Annotated in this window: 31 protein-coding genes; 8 read left to right on the forward strand and 23 right to left on the reverse strand. The window is 39.9% G+C overall.

Annotated elements, in window-relative coordinates; translation table 11 throughout:
• Positions 1–10 precede the first annotated feature (10 nt).
• The 13 genes from MFF31_RS21170 to MFF31_RS21230 form a co-directional block, all read right to left on the reverse strand.
• Positions 11–316, reverse strand: coding sequence for a hypothetical protein (locus MFF31_RS21170; protein WP_238190800.1), 306 nt, complete (start codon positions 314–316; stop codon positions 11–13).
• 16 nt (positions 317–332) lie between these two features.
• Entirely contained in the window at positions 333–599 is a 267-nt protein-coding gene (locus MFF31_RS21175; RefSeq protein WP_238190801.1) for a hypothetical protein, read from the reverse strand.
• Positions 600–613: 14 nt separating this feature from the next.
• Positions 614–1,492 carry a DUF4373 domain-containing protein gene (locus MFF31_RS21180; protein ID WP_238190802.1) on the reverse strand — a complete coding sequence of 293 codons (879 nt, stop codon included), beginning with the start codon at positions 1,490–1,492 and terminating at the stop codon, positions 614–616.
• A 15-nt stretch (positions 1,493–1,507) separates the two neighbouring features.
• Entirely contained in the window at positions 1,508–1,693 is a 186-nt protein-coding gene (locus tag MFF31_RS21185) for a hypothetical protein (protein WP_238190803.1), read from the reverse strand.
• Positions 1,690–2,037, reverse strand: a complete 348-nt coding sequence (locus MFF31_RS21190) for a hypothetical protein (RefSeq protein WP_238190805.1) — start codon at positions 2,035–2,037, stop codon at positions 1,690–1,692. Before MFF31_RS21190 ends, MFF31_RS21185 begins: the two co-directional genes overlap by 4 nt.
• Positions 2,034–2,885, reverse strand: a complete 852-nt coding sequence (locus MFF31_RS21195) for a recombinase RecT (RefSeq protein WP_238190807.1) — start codon at positions 2,883–2,885, stop codon at positions 2,034–2,036. The genes MFF31_RS21190 and MFF31_RS21195 overlap by 4 nt, the downstream gene beginning before the upstream one ends.
• On the reverse strand, positions 2,886–3,755 hold the full coding sequence (locus MFF31_RS21200; RefSeq protein ID WP_238190809.1) for a YqaJ viral recombinase family nuclease: 870 nt from the start codon (positions 3,753–3,755) through the stop codon (positions 2,886–2,888).
• A 1-nt stretch (position 3,756) separates the two neighbouring features.
• On the reverse strand, positions 3,757–3,957 hold the full coding sequence (locus tag MFF31_RS21205; RefSeq protein ID WP_238190812.1) for a hypothetical protein: 201 nt from the start codon (positions 3,955–3,957) through the stop codon (positions 3,757–3,759).
• Positions 3,958–4,227: 270 nt separating this feature from the next.
• Positions 4,228–4,476 (reverse strand): hypothetical protein, encoded by a 249-nt coding sequence (locus MFF31_RS21210; RefSeq protein WP_238190814.1) that lies wholly within the window; start codon positions 4,474–4,476, stop codon positions 4,228–4,230.
• Positions 4,477–4,537: 61 nt separating this feature from the next.
• Complete coding sequence (locus MFF31_RS21215) at positions 4,538–4,888, reverse strand: type II toxin-antitoxin system PemK/MazF family toxin (protein WP_238190815.1); 351 nt, start codon at positions 4,886–4,888, stop codon at positions 4,538–4,540.
• Between the two features lie 4 nt (positions 4,889–4,892).
• Positions 4,893–5,042: a hypothetical protein gene (locus MFF31_RS21220; protein WP_248565548.1), complete on the reverse strand. Its 150-nt coding sequence runs from the start codon at positions 5,040–5,042 to the stop codon at positions 4,893–4,895.
• Between the two features lie 163 nt (positions 5,043–5,205).
• Entirely contained in the window at positions 5,206–5,970 is a 765-nt protein-coding gene (locus tag MFF31_RS21225; protein WP_238190816.1) for an ORF6N domain-containing protein, read from the reverse strand.
• A complete protein-coding gene (locus MFF31_RS21230; RefSeq protein ID WP_375541341.1) occupies positions 5,967–6,215 on the reverse strand; it encodes an AbrB/MazE/SpoVT family DNA-binding domain-containing protein in 249 nt (82 codons plus the stop codon). Before MFF31_RS21230 ends, MFF31_RS21225 begins: the two co-directional genes overlap by 4 nt.
• A gap of 394 nt (positions 6,216–6,609) precedes the next feature.
• Here MFF31_RS21230 and MFF31_RS21235 point away from each other — a divergent pair, with 394 nt between their 5' ends.
• Both MFF31_RS21235 and MFF31_RS21240 read left to right on the forward strand, forming a co-directional pair.
• Complete coding sequence (locus tag MFF31_RS21235; RefSeq protein WP_238190817.1) at positions 6,610–6,981, forward strand: helix-turn-helix domain-containing protein; 372 nt, start codon at positions 6,610–6,612, stop codon at positions 6,979–6,981.
• 136 nt (positions 6,982–7,117) lie between these two features.
• Positions 7,118–7,369: a helix-turn-helix domain-containing protein gene (locus MFF31_RS21240; protein ID WP_238190818.1), complete on the forward strand. Its 252-nt coding sequence runs from the start codon at positions 7,118–7,120 to the stop codon at positions 7,367–7,369.
• A gap of 210 nt (positions 7,370–7,579) precedes the next feature.
• Here MFF31_RS21240 and MFF31_RS21245 read toward each other — a convergent pair whose 3' ends face one another.
• The 10 genes from MFF31_RS21245 to MFF31_RS21290 form a co-directional block, all read right to left on the reverse strand.
• Positions 7,580–7,933, reverse strand: a complete 354-nt coding sequence (locus MFF31_RS21245; protein WP_238190819.1) for a LytTR family DNA-binding domain-containing protein — start codon at positions 7,931–7,933, stop codon at positions 7,580–7,582.
• 21 nt (positions 7,934–7,954) lie between these two features.
• Positions 7,955–8,077: an AgrD family cyclic lactone autoinducer peptide gene (locus tag MFF31_RS21250; RefSeq protein ID WP_238190820.1), complete on the reverse strand. Its 123-nt coding sequence runs from the start codon at positions 8,075–8,077 to the stop codon at positions 7,955–7,957.
• Positions 8,074–8,610: an accessory gene regulator ArgB-like protein gene (locus MFF31_RS21255; RefSeq protein WP_238190821.1), complete on the reverse strand. Its 537-nt coding sequence runs from the start codon at positions 8,608–8,610 to the stop codon at positions 8,074–8,076. The genes MFF31_RS21250 and MFF31_RS21255 overlap by 4 nt, the downstream gene beginning before the upstream one ends.
• Positions 8,600–9,208, reverse strand: a complete 609-nt coding sequence (locus MFF31_RS21260) for a hypothetical protein (protein WP_238190823.1) — start codon at positions 9,206–9,208, stop codon at positions 8,600–8,602. Before MFF31_RS21260 ends, MFF31_RS21255 begins: the two co-directional genes overlap by 11 nt.
• A gap of 32 nt (positions 9,209–9,240) precedes the next feature.
• Positions 9,241–9,438 (reverse strand): helix-turn-helix domain-containing protein, encoded by a 198-nt coding sequence (locus tag MFF31_RS21265; RefSeq protein WP_238190824.1) that lies wholly within the window; start codon positions 9,436–9,438, stop codon positions 9,241–9,243.
• 167 nt (positions 9,439–9,605) lie between these two features.
• Complete coding sequence (locus MFF31_RS21270) at positions 9,606–11,945, reverse strand: type IV secretory system conjugative DNA transfer family protein (protein ID WP_238190826.1); 2,340 nt, start codon at positions 11,943–11,945, stop codon at positions 9,606–9,608.
• Positions 11,942–12,622, reverse strand: a complete 681-nt coding sequence (locus tag MFF31_RS21275; RefSeq protein ID WP_238190828.1) for a M23 family metallopeptidase — start codon at positions 12,620–12,622, stop codon at positions 11,942–11,944. The genes MFF31_RS21270 and MFF31_RS21275 overlap by 4 nt, the downstream gene beginning before the upstream one ends.
• A 1-nt stretch (position 12,623) precedes the next feature.
• A complete protein-coding gene (locus MFF31_RS21280) occupies positions 12,624–13,067 on the reverse strand; it encodes a hypothetical protein (RefSeq protein ID WP_238190830.1) in 444 nt (147 codons plus the stop codon).
• A gap of 99 nt (positions 13,068–13,166) precedes the next feature.
• Positions 13,167–13,388, reverse strand: coding sequence for a hypothetical protein (locus MFF31_RS21285; RefSeq protein WP_238190831.1), 222 nt, complete (start codon positions 13,386–13,388; stop codon positions 13,167–13,169).
• A complete protein-coding gene (locus MFF31_RS21290) occupies positions 13,381–14,184 on the reverse strand; it encodes a ParM/StbA family protein (RefSeq protein ID WP_238190833.1) in 804 nt (267 codons plus the stop codon). Before MFF31_RS21290 ends, MFF31_RS21285 begins: the two co-directional genes overlap by 8 nt.
• Positions 14,185–14,377: 193 nt before the next feature.
• Here MFF31_RS21290 and MFF31_RS21295 point away from each other — a divergent pair, with 193 nt between their 5' ends.
• The 6 genes from MFF31_RS21295 to MFF31_RS21320 all read left to right on the forward strand — a co-directional run bounded on the left by MFF31_RS21295 (position 14,378) and on the right by MFF31_RS21320 (position 17,107).
• On the forward strand, positions 14,378–14,602 hold the full coding sequence (locus MFF31_RS21295) for a transcriptional regulator (RefSeq protein ID WP_238190835.1): 225 nt from the start codon (positions 14,378–14,380) through the stop codon (positions 14,600–14,602).
• Positions 14,603–14,695: 93 nt separating this feature from the next.
• Positions 14,696–15,373, forward strand: a complete 678-nt coding sequence (locus MFF31_RS21300; protein ID WP_238190837.1) for a hypothetical protein — start codon at positions 14,696–14,698, stop codon at positions 15,371–15,373.
• On the forward strand, positions 15,354–15,569 hold the full coding sequence (locus MFF31_RS21305; RefSeq protein ID WP_238190839.1) for a hypothetical protein: 216 nt from the start codon (positions 15,354–15,356) through the stop codon (positions 15,567–15,569). Before MFF31_RS21300 ends, MFF31_RS21305 begins: the two co-directional genes overlap by 20 nt.
• A gap of 121 nt (positions 15,570–15,690) precedes the next feature.
• Entirely contained in the window at positions 15,691–15,852 is a 162-nt protein-coding gene (locus tag MFF31_RS21310) for a hypothetical protein (protein ID WP_238190841.1), read from the forward strand.
• A gap of 182 nt (positions 15,853–16,034) precedes the next feature.
• Entirely contained in the window at positions 16,035–16,475 is a 441-nt protein-coding gene (locus MFF31_RS21315) for a hypothetical protein (protein WP_238190843.1), read from the forward strand.
• Between the two features lie 119 nt (positions 16,476–16,594).
• Entirely contained in the window at positions 16,595–17,107 is a 513-nt protein-coding gene (locus MFF31_RS21320) for a transposase (protein WP_238190845.1), read from the forward strand.
• Position 17,108: the final 1 nt, after the last annotated feature.

The raw sequence follows: 17,108 nt of genomic DNA on the forward strand, positions 1-17,108 counted from the left end.
TCCTAATTGATTATGCGGATCCAAACTCTCGTAAAATAAACTCTTTAACCTTTGCAATTTCACTATCTTGTATAAGAATCTTTTCTTCGGAATGTGTTGCATGAAAACTTATGGTGTCATGTACATACTCAGGGACTAGTTTCTCTATATCTTCGGGATACTCTACAATTTCTTCCCAATCCGCCCAATGCGAGGCTACTTCTTTGCTGATCTCAAATTCCAATTCTTTGCTCTCTTTAGGAATAGGTAGCTTTTGCCAACAACAAGAACATAGATTCTTCACGGTTTTATATTTCACGGTAACTGTATGACTCACGTTGATTCCTCCTCGACTAATCCATTTCTGTTATCTTCACATCCAAGATTTTCTCAAGAAGTAGCTTTCCAGCATCGGTAAGACAATAGATAATCGCATCAAACTGTTTAAACTGTTTTGCGTAACCTTTTGAAACTAACTCTTCCCAACTCGGGCACTGTTCGTCACCATTGTTAAAATAATTCCTGTATGCTCTGTACTTACCTCGCTTTACATGCTTCTTGTCGTATCCTATGCAATGTTTCATTTCATCGATCTGATTAAGTGTTATTGTTTCGCTCATGCCGATTCCTCCATTTACTTTTTCCCGTCAAGCTTACGAGCCAACTTGATAAGTTCCTCCATCTCTTCGTCACTTACTTTTTCAGAAGTTGAATTTTCAGAGACAATAGGAATATGTTGTTTACCTGAACGTCCTTGATAACTCGTTCCTTGCACCGGCTTTTCATAGATATGTTCTTTCTTGGTTTTGCCCTCCGAAATAAATCCCTTTAAAGTATTAATGGCGTACTTGATCGATTTATCCGAACCTTTTTTTATAGCTGCTTCAATTACTTCAATATCCACTACTCCGATAAAAGAGAATATCTCTTCAAGTTCGTATAAAGTGTACTTTTTAATCTCACATTGCTTAACGAGAGCGTGGATTTTATCTTTAAAAGATTCAATTTCATTAAACGAAAGTACGGGCGGTGTATACTCTCTTTCTTTATTTTCCTTTCCTTTAATTTCTTTTCCTTTCCTTTCCTTTAAGGCATCGTTATCCACAGCGTCTGCATCTTTTTTTGATGCATTCGCATTTTTCGGTCCTTTATTCCATCTAGCATCGGCTGCTTTTTTAGCTTTTTCAGAACGTTCGTTCTTCAATTCCATTCTGATTAGCAATGAATTACTCCAAAAATATTTGCCATCAGATGAAAATAAATTAAATTCATTAATACAGTCGTCCACAAATGATGCAATTGCATGTGAATTCGAATGCATTTGCATTGCATACGCATTGAATGCGTATTTACTATGCATGTCCAATTTATACTCATCAGCATCACGCATCATTTCAACTAAAATCCAATACCAACCATAACCCTCAGAGCCGTAGACACCACGCATGGCTGTAATTTTTGGATCATGCCTAGCATTGCTATCATGCGAAAAATAATAAGCTTCTTTTGCCAACCTTCCCTCCCCCTCTTACCTGTCATCCCGCAGCCATATAATGCGCCGCTCATAGTTTACTTTTACAGGTGTAAAGCCTGGATTCCCACGCTGGAAGTAAACAGCAACCTCACGCCTAAACTCTTCCCGATCAGTATGGTAGAGCGCCCATATGCGCTCCCCCACACCTGATTGTGCCAATGGCTTATTGTTATCTATCATCGTGATAAGCCCTTTAGATAAGTAGTTGTTCCAATCTCGAGTACCGACCGTTTGAAGCGTATCCCTGCCGGCTCTCTATCAAGCCATAAGTGGCATGCATTGCAAGCATGGAACAAATCATCAACTGTAGTTTTATGAGGTATTATGCGTCTGCCGATGGTGTGCGCCCTTTCAGTTGCTTGTGCTCCCTTACAAAGATGTCTGACCTCACATAATCCACCTGAACGTTGTTTAAGATGCTTGTCTACTTTGTTGGAGATATCGCCCATCTGGCGTTGAGTTGGCTTTGTTCGTACCTTTCGAACCTGTTCCTCTTTAGAGTAAGGACGAAAGGGGAGGCTCATTCCTGACCATCCTCTGCCACATCTACGTACTCAGCGCTCCAATCTGTAACGTCAATAACTTCCGACATATCGACGTTTTCAGGCACTTCCCGCTTGATCGTGCCATCTGCACTAAGTTGACGGGCGAACTCTGTTGATTTCGGAGCGTACTTCAAGGCTTCTTTCAAAACTGTCTTTTTTGCCATGCCTGGGAAGTCTGTTTTCCACGGTGAGCTATGACCCTTTTTTACTGCTTGGGAATACTGCTGTGAGTGTTTTTCTATGCGATCTGTTGACCATACAACGAAATCACTTCCTCCATTATGAAGATGATAGACAGCATAGTATTTAATTGGGTCTCCTTCGGGTTCATCTGCTGGAACGTGTATGAGGTCTTTAAACAACCCGTACTTAAAATCAAATTTGTCATTAATGTAAACCTCATGGGCGTAAATAGCCTTGTACTTATCAGTTCGTAATGCGAGTTCTATGAGCCCTTTATAACCAATTTCGAACCGCGCTTCGTCAATCCATTTCTCTTTTCCATCAATCACACGCTTGTTTTTTGATGGAATAAGATAGGCTTGTCCAAGTGGTGTATTCGGCTCAAGACCTAACTGAGCTGATTGCATAAGAGCGGCTATAATGCTCATTTGATCACATTGCATGAGTTTAGGATTAGTGCGAACAATTGTTGTAGCTATGCGGACGAATCGCTGTACGCCTACCTGTTCAGGAAGCGCACGTGCAAATTCACCTTCTAACGTTTTGATAAGATCAAAGACCGTCTTTTCCTTCTTTTCAGGTACATTCCCCGTTGCTTGAGCAAGTTGGTTTTTTATAATTGTTTGATCTACTGCACCAGCCATTTATTCATCTCCTCCAATAACTCGAAATGCACGGCTCTTTTTGCCAGTCTTCCAAGTGAACCTTAAATCACCTTGCCAATAGGCCTTTTCAGCATCGCCCATCATTCCTTTAATTTGATTCTTTGCTGTATCTTCAATCATTTCTGCGTTCTTCTTAGCTGCCCTAGCTAAGTCAAGATTCCTAATAATTTCAAACGCTTCTACAGGCAAATCAACACTTTTGTCGTCTTGAGATTGTGGGTACATATCTTTGAGGTATTCAGTATCTTGGTGTGAAAAAGCTGGAGGTTCCTTTGCTAAAACGTTGTTTTTCCAAAAACCATGTTCAACATCAATGAGGTTCTTAATTAGTTCCTCATCTCTTTCGATCACTCGCCATTGAAAGTCCCAGCCACCTATCAAAACGGCGATATACCACCGATCCGCACCAGTGACAGCCATATAATGATTGCATTGGAGGATATATTCTGTAGGTGCCTGCGTTCCTTCCCAGTCACCTTTTGCGTATTCGCTTGTGTTTTTACACTCAAGCCCTGCGTTTTGACCAGGTAGCCAACGATCAATGTTCGCAAGCATAAAGGAGTGTTCACGATGCTGGAAGATTGCGTTCTGCTTCCACGCTTTCATGCCGGTATCTTCTACAAACCAATCGGCAATCAGAGACTCTAGCTTGCGTCCTGCAAGCATTTTTGGGTTATCTTCAAGTGGCGGTAACTCACCGATTTTGTCTAAATAAACAGCCATAGGGGACTTATACCGACTAAGGCGACATAATGCCGCAACATCACTTCCACCGATCCCTTTTCGCCGCCAGTCGAGCCAATCGTCCATAGACATGTTCCTTGTGTCAGCGAGTCTTAAGGCGTTCATTTCAGTCCTCCATCCCTGCGCTTTTTTCTTCTGCACCTATTCGTTGCATTAGGCAGCGTGTATCGCAAAATAGTTCATCTTCTAAAACAACAACTTCATCACCAAGGAATATTTCAGCTCTACACTTCTCGCATTTACCTACGAGTGCTGCAGGCTTTTCTTGAGAATCGGGTAGTCCATATGCAAAACGGTCAAAATTCATAAATACACATACCTTAGTGCGATAATCATGAAGTACAAACCAAGCAAAAGAAGATTCGATGCAATCATAGAACGTGTTGGGTTGTAAGATCCTGCGGCAAATCTAATTAACTGAATGAAGAAATATAAGCTACAACTGAAACAAACAATGACAAACAGAATATTGATAATTTCCAACTCAACTCTTCCCTTCTTGCCAGTTACCGTGTATACTGGCTGTGATTTGTTTGTTATGTGGCCCTAAGCGACTCCGACATCGCTATGGGTCTTTTTAGTCTCCAATGGGACCATCTACCACGATTGTTTTGTATTGATAGACTACTGGTGTATCTTCAATTCCATCGATGCTACAAATCAATTCCTCGTCCTCGCCGATGATCCGCAACTCATATTTTGACTCATTAACTACCGGCTCAATTTCAATAATTGCACGGCCGTAAGCTTCTTTTCCTACCTCGAACTTAAGCATTGTTGTTGGTAAAAAGATCGTAACTGCATGAATAATCGTTTCTTTTTCCACTGCTTTCATCTCCTTTTTGGGCTCAAATAGCCGATTTTGGCAAAAAAATAATAAGCTAATGCTACTTCGATCGTTCTACTGGCACTAAAGCTAGGCTTACTTTAATAGCTCTATCGATACGCTTCATGATGTAATCAGGAGCTACACCAACAAGTGACTCCAAGCGCTTTTTATCAAGTGTGCGAAGCTGCTCTAGCATAACTACCGACGACTTTTTTAATCCAAACTCCTGACCAAGATAGACGTGAGTTGGAAGATGCTTTTTAATTGAGTCTGTAAGAGCTGCCACAATTACAGTAGGTGAAAACTCATTGCCAACATCATTTTGGATAATCAGTACCGGTCTACTACCCGACTGTTCTGCTCCTTCTCCAGCTCCGAACGTTGAATACCAAATCTCACCACGCCTCATAGGGTTATTCTCCTTTCAATTTTAATTTGATAATATCTCGCCAAGTCCCCACCTTGTAGTGCTGCAAAAATTGCTCAAATGTGATTCCAAGTGTCAACCTGATATCTCGGTTTACAAAGTAGTTGCCAAGATAATTTAAAAGTTCATCCGACATCTAAAACCCTCCATGCATTTAATCGCATCTTGTAACGGCAGTATTGTTTATATGCATGAGCACCTAACTTTGGCATACAATCTGCTTTTGCTCTCTCCTCTAGTTGGCTAAAGTACATACATTTGTTTAGTAGTTGGAGTTTAGTCAGTAGAATATCTCCTCTCTATTTGGGATCAATCTTATAACGGATAGCCATTTCTTTAACAATTGCTAGATAAATTTCTGTTAACCTAGCATCTTGAGCAATTGCATCCATTTTTGTAACCTTGTCCACTTTCGATTTTGATACCCCTTCAAATGCCATTCCTTTTTGAATGTTGGTAACACGGATCGAGAGTTTACATTTCGCTCGTTCTTCCAGTTGGTCGTAACTTTCGTTGCGAACATCCTGGTATGCTTCGTGTCCTCCACGCTGTATTGCAATTTTATTAATAAGTGCGTTCACCTTACTGCGCCATTCGGTTGGATTAAGGCTCAATACTTCTGTGATATGTTCCTGCTTGTCCTCTACTGCCGAAAGCCTACGATCTTGTTCGAGTGCCTGTGTCGCTATTGCCGCAAGCATCTCAGCTCCCGTCATAGGTGGAAGAGATTTCTGTTTAACCGAATAGTAATCATCAATCAACATTTCATAAGCTTCCCATGCTTGATCGGTATTTAGTGACTTAGCATGCATCCATGCTCCTTTTTCGGACCAGAGGTAGAGTTTACTCACTCTGCTAACCGATACGGAATTTGCGTATTGGTTTCCGAACTGTTTTAATTCATCGCCTTCGATTACGAAATAATGTTTACCAGGAACATAACGATCTTTGTTAGCGTTAAAGTTTTCTGATACCCTGCGACCGTCCGTACCGAATGATTCTGCAAGCTGCGATGTCGTCAACACTCGCTGACCTTGATGTTCCACAGGAGTTAACTTACTCATTTGAGTTGACCTACACATGCCATGCACACATGTTTACCTTTCAGAATTCGGGATACATTAAGATCACCACAGAATGTGCAACCAGGTTCATATTTTTTCAATACGATGGTATTCCCTTGCGTAAAAATCTCAAGTCCGTCATTCTCACCAATACCAAAGCTAGTTCTCAATTCCTTCGGAATAACAACTCTACCTAGGTCATCTGTCTTGCGAATAATACCTGTTGATTTCATTTGATCCTTCATTTCAATTAGCCCCTTTAATCGTTATAGGTATATTTACTGCGGGTTTTGAATAACTTAATTATAAAATGTAATTTAAAATAACATTTTAGTGGTAAAAAAGTCACTAAAACGAACATACCGTCGCTTGTGTGATTTAGAGTAACGTATTATAATTAGGTTGTCAGACATACATTTTTTTACACTACTTCCGCTTCTCGAAAAAGTGGAAATAGTTGGTTTAGAACTTATACTTCTCACGCTCCGTCTTTTTAATGAGTGTAGTGGGGTTTTGTTTGGTATTACTTGGATTTGATACCTCCTTTCGGTTCTGTGTGAAGATAATAACATGTTTACAAAAATTACGTCAATACATTTTGTTATTTTAAATTACATTTTTTCAAGGATGGGATATTTCATGGCGGATACATTAGGATCTCGGATAAGACGTTTACGTAAAAAATCTGGACTAACGCAAGAAGAAATTGCAGCAATGCTAGGTAAGACTCGGCCAGCCTTCACACAATACGAACTTGATAATAATGTACCTCCAAGTGAAACTCTTTCGCACTTGGCTAGTATACTGAAAACTTCTACTGATTACCTTATGGGTGTTTCACTAAGTTCACAGCCTGCAGATGCAGAAGATAGATTCGTTGATCAACTTGACCTTTCTGATAGTCAACTACTTACTAAATTCGATCTTATTTTAGATGGCGAAGTACTTGATAAAGAGCAATTCAAGATGGCAGTTGCATTCCTGCGCACCTTGAAAAAATCTTCTGAATAAGGTTTCGGAGTATTTTTAACTTCTCCGAAGCCTTTAATTTTGCTAAAATTTCTTTTAGGTCTACAACTTCTTTTTTATCATCTTGTTCTTTATCCATAATTGATTCCCCTTTCAAATTTTAGATGGAGGTTGTGGAATGGCGCTCGAACGTGTAGAGTGCCTGCTTCGAGAATTAAGGACCAAGCGCGGTTTAAGTCAAATTGAACTATCTAAGCAACTTAAATCACGTGGAGTCAATGCTTCCCAGCAGCTTGTCTCACAAATCGAGCAAGGGAACAAACCAATGTCCCGTTTGATTTGGCGAGGCTGCTCGCTAGTTTTGGGATATCCTATGGAAGCATTCTATGAATGGCCCCCCAATCTTGAACAGCAGGCAGGAGAGAGTTAATAGACTCCTCCACACTTCGATTCACAACTAGTGCAGTTGTATAAACCCCCCGTCAATAGTCTAAAACTTCCATATATCCATTAAACACCCAATGGTTTGATTTTACAATACTTAGATGGAGCGCTAATTGGTCGCCATAATTCGACTAAATTCGATTAAAAAATCCCACCTTCGATAAAAAGGCGGGATATCTGTATATTTTTGTTTATTCTAATTTAATAAGAGTGCTCTTTTTGAGTATTCCTCAATAAGCCATTCTCGCTTCTTCCTTGATAAAATAATGGTATTTCCACTTTCGAAATATACTTTGTAATAAAAAAAATCAATCTTGATGATGTTGTCTAGATTTGCGATCGCACTTCGATCACACTCTCGAAAGTTGTATCCCGAGTTATTGAGAACATCACACCAATAGGTTAATGTGCCTGGCATAAATAGCACCCTATCTTTTATATAGAACTTAACACCTTTTTTAAGCTTGTAAGCCTTAATGTAGTCAATATCTTGGATGTTCTGAACAATTAGACCCTTTGTACCTCTTTCATCGTGAGTTAATGCGATCACAAAACCATCCCCCATTTATTGTTATGCTAACTCTTCTGGAAGGTCTTCTTGATATAAAAAAGCCCAACAATTCCAGTTAGCTACTACTACTGCCTGCAAGACCAATACATAGCCTATACTTGAATAAATTGCACTTCTGATCATCCAGCCTCACCTCCCTTCTCTAGACGACGAATTAAGGTAAGAGACTGGAGTAATAATGCGCTTGAAATGATTGGTGATAGGATAATGAAGTTAGTTGCTGCAAGGAGAATCGCAGTTATTCTAAGATGATTAAAGTATTTTTTTGGGAACCGCGTCTTACCTTCTAATCTAGAAGGAGCAAATAGTATTATTAATAATACGCTTGCAAGTGTAAGAATGTTGATTATTAATTTCGGATAATCTGAAAAACTGATTGCTGTTACTACAATAACCGTTATTACAATGCACATTTCTGTCGATTTGAGGTGATAACCGCCAGTGAATTGACGCATAATAGCAAAAGTAGTTAAAGCAATTATCATATTTGGTAATTCGTCGGTAATTAGACCTATTGTTACTATAAGTGCAATAGTAGGTACAACATTAAGATAGTAAGCTATTGCGTATCTGATACTTTCTACTCTGTCCTCATGCTCAGGCGCTTCTTTGACTACATGATTTGCGATAGCTACAGAAAGCTTCTTAATGATCATCCTCTTGCTCCTTTTTAATCGCATAGTACAAAAAAACTGCAAGAGAAATTATTAAGAATATGACTGCAAGATCAATATTACGCAAATAAACAATTTCTATTAAAAAAATGGTAAATCCAATTGCAACTGCAAGTACAATCCACTTTTCCCACTTAAATTTAAACTTATCGTATTCCTTTGTGAATCCGAAGCCAAATGTATAGAGCAACTTACCAAGTCCAATGCCTACTATGCCAGAAACCACTTGACCAAGCGCCCTATTACTTTCTGATTCACTCGCTGCTTCCAATCCACCAAACATAAACATTACTACAATTAATTGAATAAGCATGTATATTCCGTAACCCACGATGGATGTAAACACCGCTCCGACAAACGGTAATTTGGTCACACCAAACATAAATATCATCAAAAAAAACAAAATTAGCAAAGGTATGAAAAGACCATACTCTGTCTCATAGATAAAGTGCACCTGTAATCCCATCAAAAGAATAAATAATAAGGATGGCAATAGATATTCTTTAAGATCAAATCTGAATATGTAAAGTGTAAGCCCAAAAATAGCAAGTCCTTCAACAGACCCGATTAACATTGACATTATAAAATCCCACACGCTCACCAGTCCTCACTCTACATTTTGCCTTTTTTTGTAAGTCTTTTTATCCTTAAATTTTCTACACTTTCTTTTAGAATTAGATGTCCTCCTTTTGCCTCTCTGTAAACAAGAAGACCATTGTCACAGTACCTTGCCACTTGTCTACTTGATGTCTCAAGTCGCTCCGCCGCCTCTGTCGTTGTATAAACTTCAAAGAGTGGATTGTTGTCCACTTGTTTTCCTCCCCGATTGTTTTTGTCTCAATCGAGACATTACTACTTTTTAAAAAATGTCTCGATTGAGACATTTTTGGGGATAAAATAATGTCTCAATCGAGACATTTACAATATATCATGTAGTAATTCGAACTGTCAATAATTACTATTAAATAAAAGACTTCCTACCTTACCGGGGCAGGAAGTCTAGTGATAAACCTTGCATAACCGTCCTTATTCTTAATAAGATTTAATGAGTTAAAGCGTGGTAGCCGTAATAAATCTTCCTCTGAGTATGGATATAATTCAGACTTCAATTCCTCAAAATTCTTTTTATCACAACCACTTATTAACATGTAACTTGCATTTGCAGAGCGGAGCTCATCGCGAATATGTTTGATTTGATTGAGATAGTGAGCGGAGATAATCGGCTTAAGTCCAAACTTGGCATATTGACTCAGTTTAGAACGCATGTATTGCTCGGTATGCTGGACCTGATATAACTCATCGACGATCAAGTTGACCTTAACCATCTTACTACGATCCCCACATAGTCCTTTAGAACGCATCTGCAAAGCAAGCCATATCTTAGTGCTCCAGTATGTTGTATAAACATCACGCTCCGAATCAGTACCGAACATGTCTGACGGCATACGTATACAGATAAGCTGGTTCTTTTGCATCTCTTTGACCAAATCCACATTCCCGCGGGTATCTTTATCAAGCATCCTTTCCACGTATGCGTTTTGTTCTAGCTGGTTCAAACGATCAATAATACCCACAATGTACGTTTCTTTTGTCCCAATCAAGACTCCTTTTTTGTCATAGTCATCAATCTCACCGAGCCATCCCACATATTTTTTCAAGTTCCCCGATTGAGTCTTAGGTATTGCCTTGATTAACCGATCGCGAACCTCATGGTCTTGCAAGCAATCAAACACATTACGAATGCTACCGCCACTTATAAAGGTCACCAGTGAAGCGCTAATAAGGTAACGTTGCATCTTAGCTGATAGCTTTGTTTCGTCCTCATTGATCGCATTAACCAGTGTCATGAGCTGTGTGGTCTGCTTCTTGGCGTTGTCATATGCTTCAAATGGATCAACACTTACTCCAACCTCGTTATAACCAAGGCCTTGTAAATTACGTAGATCATTGCAGGCAATAACGAGCGTCTTATCATGTGGGATTGCTGCAGACACCTCTCTGCTTAACTCACACTGTCCAACAAAATCAAACATAATGACACACTCACCGGCTTCAATTGCATCTTTGCTCAGATTACCTATTAAAGTAGATTTGCCGGCACGGGTAGGACCGATAAGTACCAAAGTAAGGTTTTTGTATTCTCGATCATCCGATAAAAAAGCTTGCTGCGAGTGACCCCGATAGACGTTATCCCCTATACACATAACCCCTTGCTTAAGATCATCTGGTATTTCTGTCTCATGTGTTTCTACTCGATCAATAAAGTTATATCGCTCGAGCATTTCACGCCCGGCCAGAGCGATAAAGTTTTGCGCTTCCTGATCCCCTATCTTATTTCGGGCAGCATGTATGTCACGATCATTAAAGGATAGCTGCTTCCTGTACGGTTTATAAATCAATCGATTATCCTCGGTCACGGTGTCAAACGACTGCGCTAGGCTACGAGCTGCATTTCGTTGTCGGAGTGAATCTGCGCTTTCTGCCATGACTACAATTTGTGTATCTATGATGGTGCTAGTAGCTTTTTTTGATGTACTCTCGCTGATTTTTCGTGCACCGTTCAATCTCTCAATCAAGCTTTCAATAATGTTGTTATCGCCATCTTTTTTCTTTTCACCGCTTAGCGTTTGAGCAATTTCCTTAAACATGAGGTCCATAAAAGATAGTACATATTTTAGCGCAAAGGACGAACCGAATTTATTGCGATCTACAGGCATTCGATTGTTCACCTTTGTGATCGTAGCTTTATATAGATGCCTCCAGCTCACTTGATTGATTGGTACAAAGTTATAGAAGATGCCGAGTTTGTCTCCCTCCTCCAGTAGCTCAACAGTATTTAAGTTGCTACTTAACAGATCATTGCTGCGACGATCCGCTACGAGACTTAATGCGTCCTCTTTGTCATAGACAAGTTCGTATTTTGTTGCCCTTTTCCCGAACACTGGCAATTCAACAACAGCCTCAATTGTCACACTGCCCCATACGTCAGAAATCTTTTCTTGAAAATACCCGACATATTGTTTTGGTACAATAAAGTAAAAATCAACTTTACGCTGCTCCATGTAGATGTAATATGAGACTTTTGGAGGGAGAGCATATCTGTACTTGGTCCCGACTACAAACTCCCTCCCAAACGCTTTTATTACCTCTTCCTCTTCTGCTTTTAAATTTTTCATGGTGTTTGTATAAATGGCCGCTATCGCCCTTGCTACTTTATAAGTGCCTTGATTCCGAATTGAGTTATTTGGTTTTATTCGCAGATAAACATATTCGGGCTGTACAATCTCAAGGTACTTGGTGATTTTAATTGATTTCACTGCGCAGCACCTCCAAGTAACATTCGTATAACCGAGCTGGCCACAAATAACAACCCCGACCATCGAAAGCCATCTTTAAGCCCTGCCACACCTAAAATGATTAGTGCTGCGCAACCGATTAGCCCAATACCAAAACTCAAATCAAAAGCAACACTTGCTGCAGCATGCAGCCAATCAATGATATGCGTTTTGGCACTCGATATAATTTCTCCCTGCGTGTGACCTGTCGCCTTTTCTATGATCCACATTGCCGGTCCTTTTACGCCGAGAATAGACGGTCCTGCAATCTCACCTGAATAGTGTTGAACAGTATTAAGCAATGGCGTAGGGTCAGCGTATTGACTATCATGCATCAACCCAAAATGGAGATGCGGCCCCGTACTGTGACCGGTATTACCGCTAAATCCGATCAGATCCCCCACATCAATGTGAGCACCTTCTTTGACACTTACCTGATCGAGATGTCCATAAATCTGCACATCTCCGTTCCCATCCTTAATGTACACCCCTTTGCCCAATCCACCTATATTATTTACTACCCTCTCTACTGTGCCAGATGCGATACTGTGGAGTTCCGTTCCTTTTGGCATAGCAAGGTCAATCCCATTGTGAATTCGCCCGTTGCGTATCTCTTCCAGTGCGCCAAATTGTGAGCTTACTCTAAATTTCATTGGCATCTTAAGTCACATCCAAGAAAAGAGTTTCAACCTGTTCGAATGCCCAAGGCAAACCGAGCAGCACAACATAAACGAGGAGGTAGGACAAAAACGATTTTCGAGCTGTGACAAAATCTCCTTGAACCGTAGCGTTGATCGTGTCAAATCCACCTTTAATAATAATGACCCACTTACCGACATTAACGAGTTTGGTATAGATCATTTGAGCTCCAGCATCAATACCACCACTCGCCGCTGATACGATGTCAATTCCACCAAGCATTATTGCCAGCGTAATAGCACCAATGCGATAAACGGTTTTATTGCAGTCAATGTGCTCAATAATGATTTTTGCCCCTGCCTTAATCCTCTCTAATAATGACTTAACCTCCTGTGACATAGGGTTTACACAAGCAGATTGCCAACCAGCCTCACACATCCCTGTCGATGTTAAATAAAATTTCACACTGTCCTACCTCCTCGTACGTGCATTATTCTGCGTTGACGCGCATATGCTGAGGGTAATCCGCCCGCAGCGCCTTAGCCGATTTGCGCCCATAGGAATTCATCCAATAAAACTCCCTAGATCAAAATCTCCACTATCTGTTGGTACAATGACTGGCCGACTCCCCGTTAAAACAAATCCAACATCAAGATCACGTTGTACTAACCTCTTCAAATAGGCTGATTGATTGGATTTACCTTTGACATAGTTGTATAACGTCAATTGGTCCTGATCGAGCACGTTAAAAACTACCTGGATACGTTTTTTTAAAATGTCAGCCATATAATTTCCTCGCAATCATGAAAAATGCTTTAACATTTGAGTAAAGTGGATCTGCGGCAAGTAATTGGCCGTTAGGGAAAAACTCCGCTTTCAAATAAGGAAGGATAACTTCCGCACCACCCCCGCATAGATACACCACATCCTCTTTACCCCATTTTTTATTAATTGCCTTTGTTCCGATCTGGCGAGCAAATGCTTCGATATTCAAATTAGTTTTACTTTCCATTCCCTCTGTAAAGGTGAAACTACCCTTATTTAGAAACTTTCGATTTTTCAATGTTCCATAATTCACACTGCCGCTACCAATATCTATTATCCGGACTAGCCCTTGTTCAACGGTAAGCAACCCCGCGGTAGCTCCTTCTGGTGTAACCTCGCATCGATTAATAATGATGGTCTTGGCTTTTCCGTTTATAGTTAGATCGTGACGGCGCTGTAGCATGGTTTTAATAGCAATCTTTTCAGTTTCATTGTGCGTTTCAATTGGTTGACCAACCACGATGTTAAATGATATGCCTTCACCAAATTGATGAAGGGCTATTAGTATCCGAAGTATTGCGTCAAAATGTGCCTTTGAATCATCTCTCCTACTTTCCGCATACTCGCTTTCCTCCGCAAGCGTCCCTGCGAATCCTTTCTTTCCCTCATACTCCCACTCGTACTCAAATTGAGCATGTTCAGACTTGAGGTTCCGCTCCAATTCATTGATTCCAATAGCGGACGGAAACATTATTAGTTGCTTTCCGTCATAAAACTTTGTGTTCTTTCCTCCAGCATCGATTGCGGCTATTCCCATATAAGCACCTGCTTTCTGGTTGTGTACCTAGTTGCTCAATCAAACAGTTTTTCATGTGTTAGGTGATCACCTAGTTACACAATATGTCGAATGCTTGGTTAACTTTCCGATTTTTCGGAAAGAGTACGAGTATAAATTTTAAGAGACTCGTCCAAACTAAACGCAACTAGATTAGTTTGGAGGTATGATGTGCATGTTTGGGATAGGAAAAAAACGTACAAAATACGGAGATTTTCTTGACATTAATATGATTAAGCAAGAGCGCATAAGCGAAGAAACGGGGCTGCATAGAGACACCATTACACGTGCCTGTAATGATCAAGAATATTCGGTGAAGAAAAGTACGAGGAAACTGCTTACAGATGCAGCAAGTAAATTATCAAAGAAGAATGTTAAACAAAGTGATTTTTGGAGTTGACCACCTTCGGGTGGTTTTTTATTTACATGCACTTATTTGCATGATATTATTTGCATTATTGGATAACATTAACGAACAGGAGGTTGCGGCGTAATGCACAAAAACGATATTCAAATAAATATGGTTTTTGGTGAGCTCACTACTGTCAAAGAAGATACTGTGCGATTAAGAAACGAAGTTGCTTGGATATGTAAATGCTCATGTGGTGAAGAAACGAAGGCAACTAGAGGCCAGTTAGTTAAAGGAACTAAAAAGTCTTGTGGATGTTTGAGAAAGAAGTCCCCAAAAAATGTTCTCGATTTAGCCAATCAAAGATTTGGTATGTTGGTGGCATTAGAAAGAGCAGGCAAAACCATTAACGATAATGCTCTTTGGTTGTGCAAATGTGATTGTGGGGGACACACAAATGCAAATGCAACAAGCTTAAGCAAAGGTGATGTTGTATCATGCGGTTGCCAAAGACCTACACAAATGAAGAAAGCCAGAGATGTACTAACTAATGAAAAGTCCGTAGATGGAGTGCTAGTTCCAAATCTAAAAAGTTCAGTGAGAATCGATAGTAAGAGTGGTCATAAAGGTGTAGCATATCGCCAACGTAAAGGCAAAGAGTACTACGAAGTTAATCTTTCGATTAAAGGAAAACGTTACTTTGCAGGCCCGTTTAAGAAAATTACTGATGCTATAGATGCAAGAAAGCAATTAGAAGAAAAATATCATGCTCCGTATATTAAAGCGTTGGAGGTTCGGGAAAATGGACAAAGAAGTAATTAAACAATGGATTCAAGACAACTTGGTTATGCAGGACGAAGCACGGAAAATCACAAAACAATCTGTCTCAGGATTCAATCAATCTGTATCAACAGAACAAATCCTGCCATTCACAGAATTTGGGGAAGTCCGAAAAACAAGGCTGTATCTGCGTGAAGATTTGGAGCATTATGAAAAGAATAAAAAGAATCGTACCTAGAAAATTAATTTAAATATAATTATTTACATGTAATTAACTATATGTTATGATGAAATCACAGCAAGGGACGACATGGGGAGCTGACAGCCGACAAAGGGCGGCGAGTTGATAAGGAGAACTTATGATAAAAGTATTCTACGAGAACATTTTGGTTGGCGAAGTTATCACAAATCAGTCGATGACGGTTGAACAAGCACTAGAAGCAATTGGATTTGACGAAGATGTTTTTCTTGCAGAACATGGTTGGGATGATCTCGACTACAACGAATTTCGGATTGTTTAACATCAATTACTTGTCCTTTTCCTGAAATTACAAAAAGCCCCAACGGGGGATAGTCCGTTAGGGCTTATGTCTAACCTAAGTTAACAAGTTTCAATCAACATGGGCGTATAGCCCCTGACTACTTCACATGCATTAAATGAGTGAGAAATGAATACAAATGGACGTAGGAGCGTGGTGAAACGATGAAATCTAAAACTGAATCATTGCTTCGAGTAGGTAAGCCGAAAAATCACGAGCATGAGTGTATTTCCGATATTTCCAAGTTAGCTAATCAGGATAACAAAAAACGTTCTATTTTTTCGCAATATTTCGATTTTGAAATTAATTCAGACCGCCTATTAGAAGTTTCAAAAGGGAATAAAAAATTGGTGGACGAAGTGATGCAACTTGTAGAGGAGCATCAAAAAGAAGATAGATCCATTAGTGGTTTTAAAAGTATACAAACGTTTTACATAACCAAGAAGGATGTCGACGACATCCAAGAGTGGATACACGTAGTATTTGACCATGGGCATGGCGTGACGCTCATTGCTGGACGGGTGGGTCGTGCTGATCACACTTACAAGCAATTCATGGACAAATCCAATATTTACTCAATGGCAAACATGATGCAAAATGGGTAATTGGGACGATGCAATTAACATTAAAAACACAAAAATAGCCCGCTAACCATGATGAACCGCACCCAAAAAGTTGGACACATGATATACTAGTCCAGGCAAAGGGGTGCGGTTTTTTATTTATGAATAAATACAACAAGGAAATTCGACTAAAGGTTGTTCATGAAGTTCTTGAAAATGGTTTATCAGAAAATGAGGCAGCTCGTAAATATGGAATGAATCATGTCACTGTAAATCAATGGGTGGCTGCCTACATCAACAATGGTGAACATGGCATGGTGGATAAAACTACTAAACGTACATTCACTGGAGAACAGAAGTTGTTTATTCTAGAAGATATGCATAATAACCAATTAAGCTATAAAGGAGCTTCTAAAAAGCACGGAATAGCAGACAGCGCCATTCGCAAGTGGAAGAAACAGTACCTTACAGATGGAGCTGACAGCCTCTATATAGATCGTCGTGGCCGCAAGAAGAGCAACAGTGAACCTGTCCAACCAGCAGGGTCTAATGTCGATTCTGTAGAGGATATGGAGCAAGAAAATAGGCGTTTACGTATGGAAGTTGATTACCTAAAAAAGTTACATGCCTTAGTTCAGGAAAAGAGAAAGTTACGAATGAGGAAAAGGCTTTAAT

It is taken from the genome of Paenibacillus sp. L3-i20, from assembly GCF_022180385.2.
In the GTDB taxonomy this organism is placed as follows: domain Bacteria; phylum Bacillota; class Bacilli; order Paenibacillales; family Paenibacillaceae; genus Pristimantibacillus.

What these genes read in the sequence shown, in the direction of transcription:
- MFF31_RS21195 (WP_238190807.1), bottom strand. Translation starts at nt 2,885, where the DNA reads ATGGCTGGTGCAGTAGATCAAACAATTATAAAAAACCAACTTGCTCAA.
- MFF31_RS21190 (WP_238190805.1), bottom strand. Translation starts at nt 2,037, where the DNA reads ATGAGCCTCCCCTTTCGTCCTTACTCTAAAGAGGAACAGGTTCGAAAG.
- MFF31_RS21220 (WP_248565548.1), bottom strand. Translation starts at nt 5,042, where the DNA reads ATGTCGGATGAACTTTTAAATTATCTTGGCAACTACTTTGTAAACCGA.
- MFF31_RS21225 (WP_238190816.1), bottom strand. Translation starts at nt 5,970, where the DNA reads ATGAGTAAGTTAACTCCTGTGGAACATCAAGGTCAGCGAGTGTTGACG.
- MFF31_RS21310 (WP_238190841.1), top strand. Translation starts at nt 15,691, where the DNA reads ATGATAAAAGTATTCTACGAGAACATTTTGGTTGGCGAAGTTATCACA.
- MFF31_RS21300 (WP_238190837.1), top strand. Translation starts at nt 14,696, where the DNA reads ATGCACAAAAACGATATTCAAATAAATATGGTTTTTGGTGAGCTCACT.
- MFF31_RS21235 (WP_238190817.1), top strand. Translation starts at nt 6,610, where the DNA reads ATGGCGGATACATTAGGATCTCGGATAAGACGTTTACGTAAAAAATCT.
- MFF31_RS21250 (WP_238190820.1), bottom strand. Translation starts at nt 8,077, where the DNA reads ATGATCAGAAGTGCAATTTATTCAAGTATAGGCTATGTATTGGTCTTG.
- MFF31_RS21290 (WP_238190833.1), bottom strand. Translation starts at nt 14,184, where the DNA reads ATGGGAATAGCCGCAATCGATGCTGGAGGAAAGAACACAAAGTTTTAT.
- MFF31_RS21315 (WP_238190843.1), top strand. Translation starts at nt 16,035, where the DNA reads ATGAAATCTAAAACTGAATCATTGCTTCGAGTAGGTAAGCCGAAAAAT.
- MFF31_RS21255 (WP_238190821.1), bottom strand. Translation starts at nt 8,610, where the DNA reads ATGATCATTAAGAAGCTTTCTGTAGCTATCGCAAATCATGTAGTCAAA.
- MFF31_RS21200 (WP_238190809.1), bottom strand. Translation starts at nt 3,755, where the DNA reads ATGAACGCCTTAAGACTCGCTGACACAAGGAACATGTCTATGGACGAT.
- MFF31_RS21275 (WP_238190828.1), bottom strand. Translation starts at nt 12,622, where the DNA reads ATGCCAATGAAATTTAGAGTAAGCTCACAATTTGGCGCACTGGAAGAG.
- MFF31_RS21205 (WP_238190812.1), bottom strand. Translation starts at nt 3,957, where the DNA reads ATGAATTTTGACCGTTTTGCATATGGACTACCCGATTCTCAAGAAAAG.
- MFF31_RS21305 (WP_238190839.1), top strand. Translation starts at nt 15,354, where the DNA reads ATGGACAAAGAAGTAATTAAACAATGGATTCAAGACAACTTGGTTATG.
- MFF31_RS21185 (WP_238190803.1), bottom strand. Translation starts at nt 1,693, where the DNA reads ATGATAGATAACAATAAGCCATTGGCACAATCAGGTGTGGGGGAGCGC.
- MFF31_RS21295 (WP_238190835.1), top strand. Translation starts at nt 14,378, where the DNA reads ATGTTTGGGATAGGAAAAAAACGTACAAAATACGGAGATTTTCTTGAC.
- MFF31_RS21260 (WP_238190823.1), bottom strand. Translation starts at nt 9,208, where the DNA reads ATGTCAATGTTAATCGGGTCTGTTGAAGGACTTGCTATTTTTGGGCTT.
- MFF31_RS21215 (WP_238190815.1), bottom strand. Translation starts at nt 4,888, where the DNA reads ATGAGGCGTGGTGAGATTTGGTATTCAACGTTCGGAGCTGGAGAAGGA.
- MFF31_RS21240 (WP_238190818.1), top strand. Translation starts at nt 7,118, where the DNA reads ATGGCGCTCGAACGTGTAGAGTGCCTGCTTCGAGAATTAAGGACCAAG.
- MFF31_RS21175 (WP_238190801.1), bottom strand. Translation starts at nt 599, where the DNA reads ATGAGCGAAACAATAACACTTAATCAGATCGATGAAATGAAACATTGC.
- MFF31_RS21230 (WP_375541341.1), bottom strand. Translation starts at nt 6,215, where the DNA reads ATGAAGGATCAAATGAAATCAACAGGTATTATTCGCAAGACAGATGAC.
- MFF31_RS21320 (WP_238190845.1), top strand. Translation starts at nt 16,595, where the DNA reads ATGAATAAATACAACAAGGAAATTCGACTAAAGGTTGTTCATGAAGTT.
- MFF31_RS21285 (WP_238190831.1), bottom strand. Translation starts at nt 13,388, where the DNA reads ATGGCTGACATTTTAAAAAAACGTATCCAGGTAGTTTTTAACGTGCTC.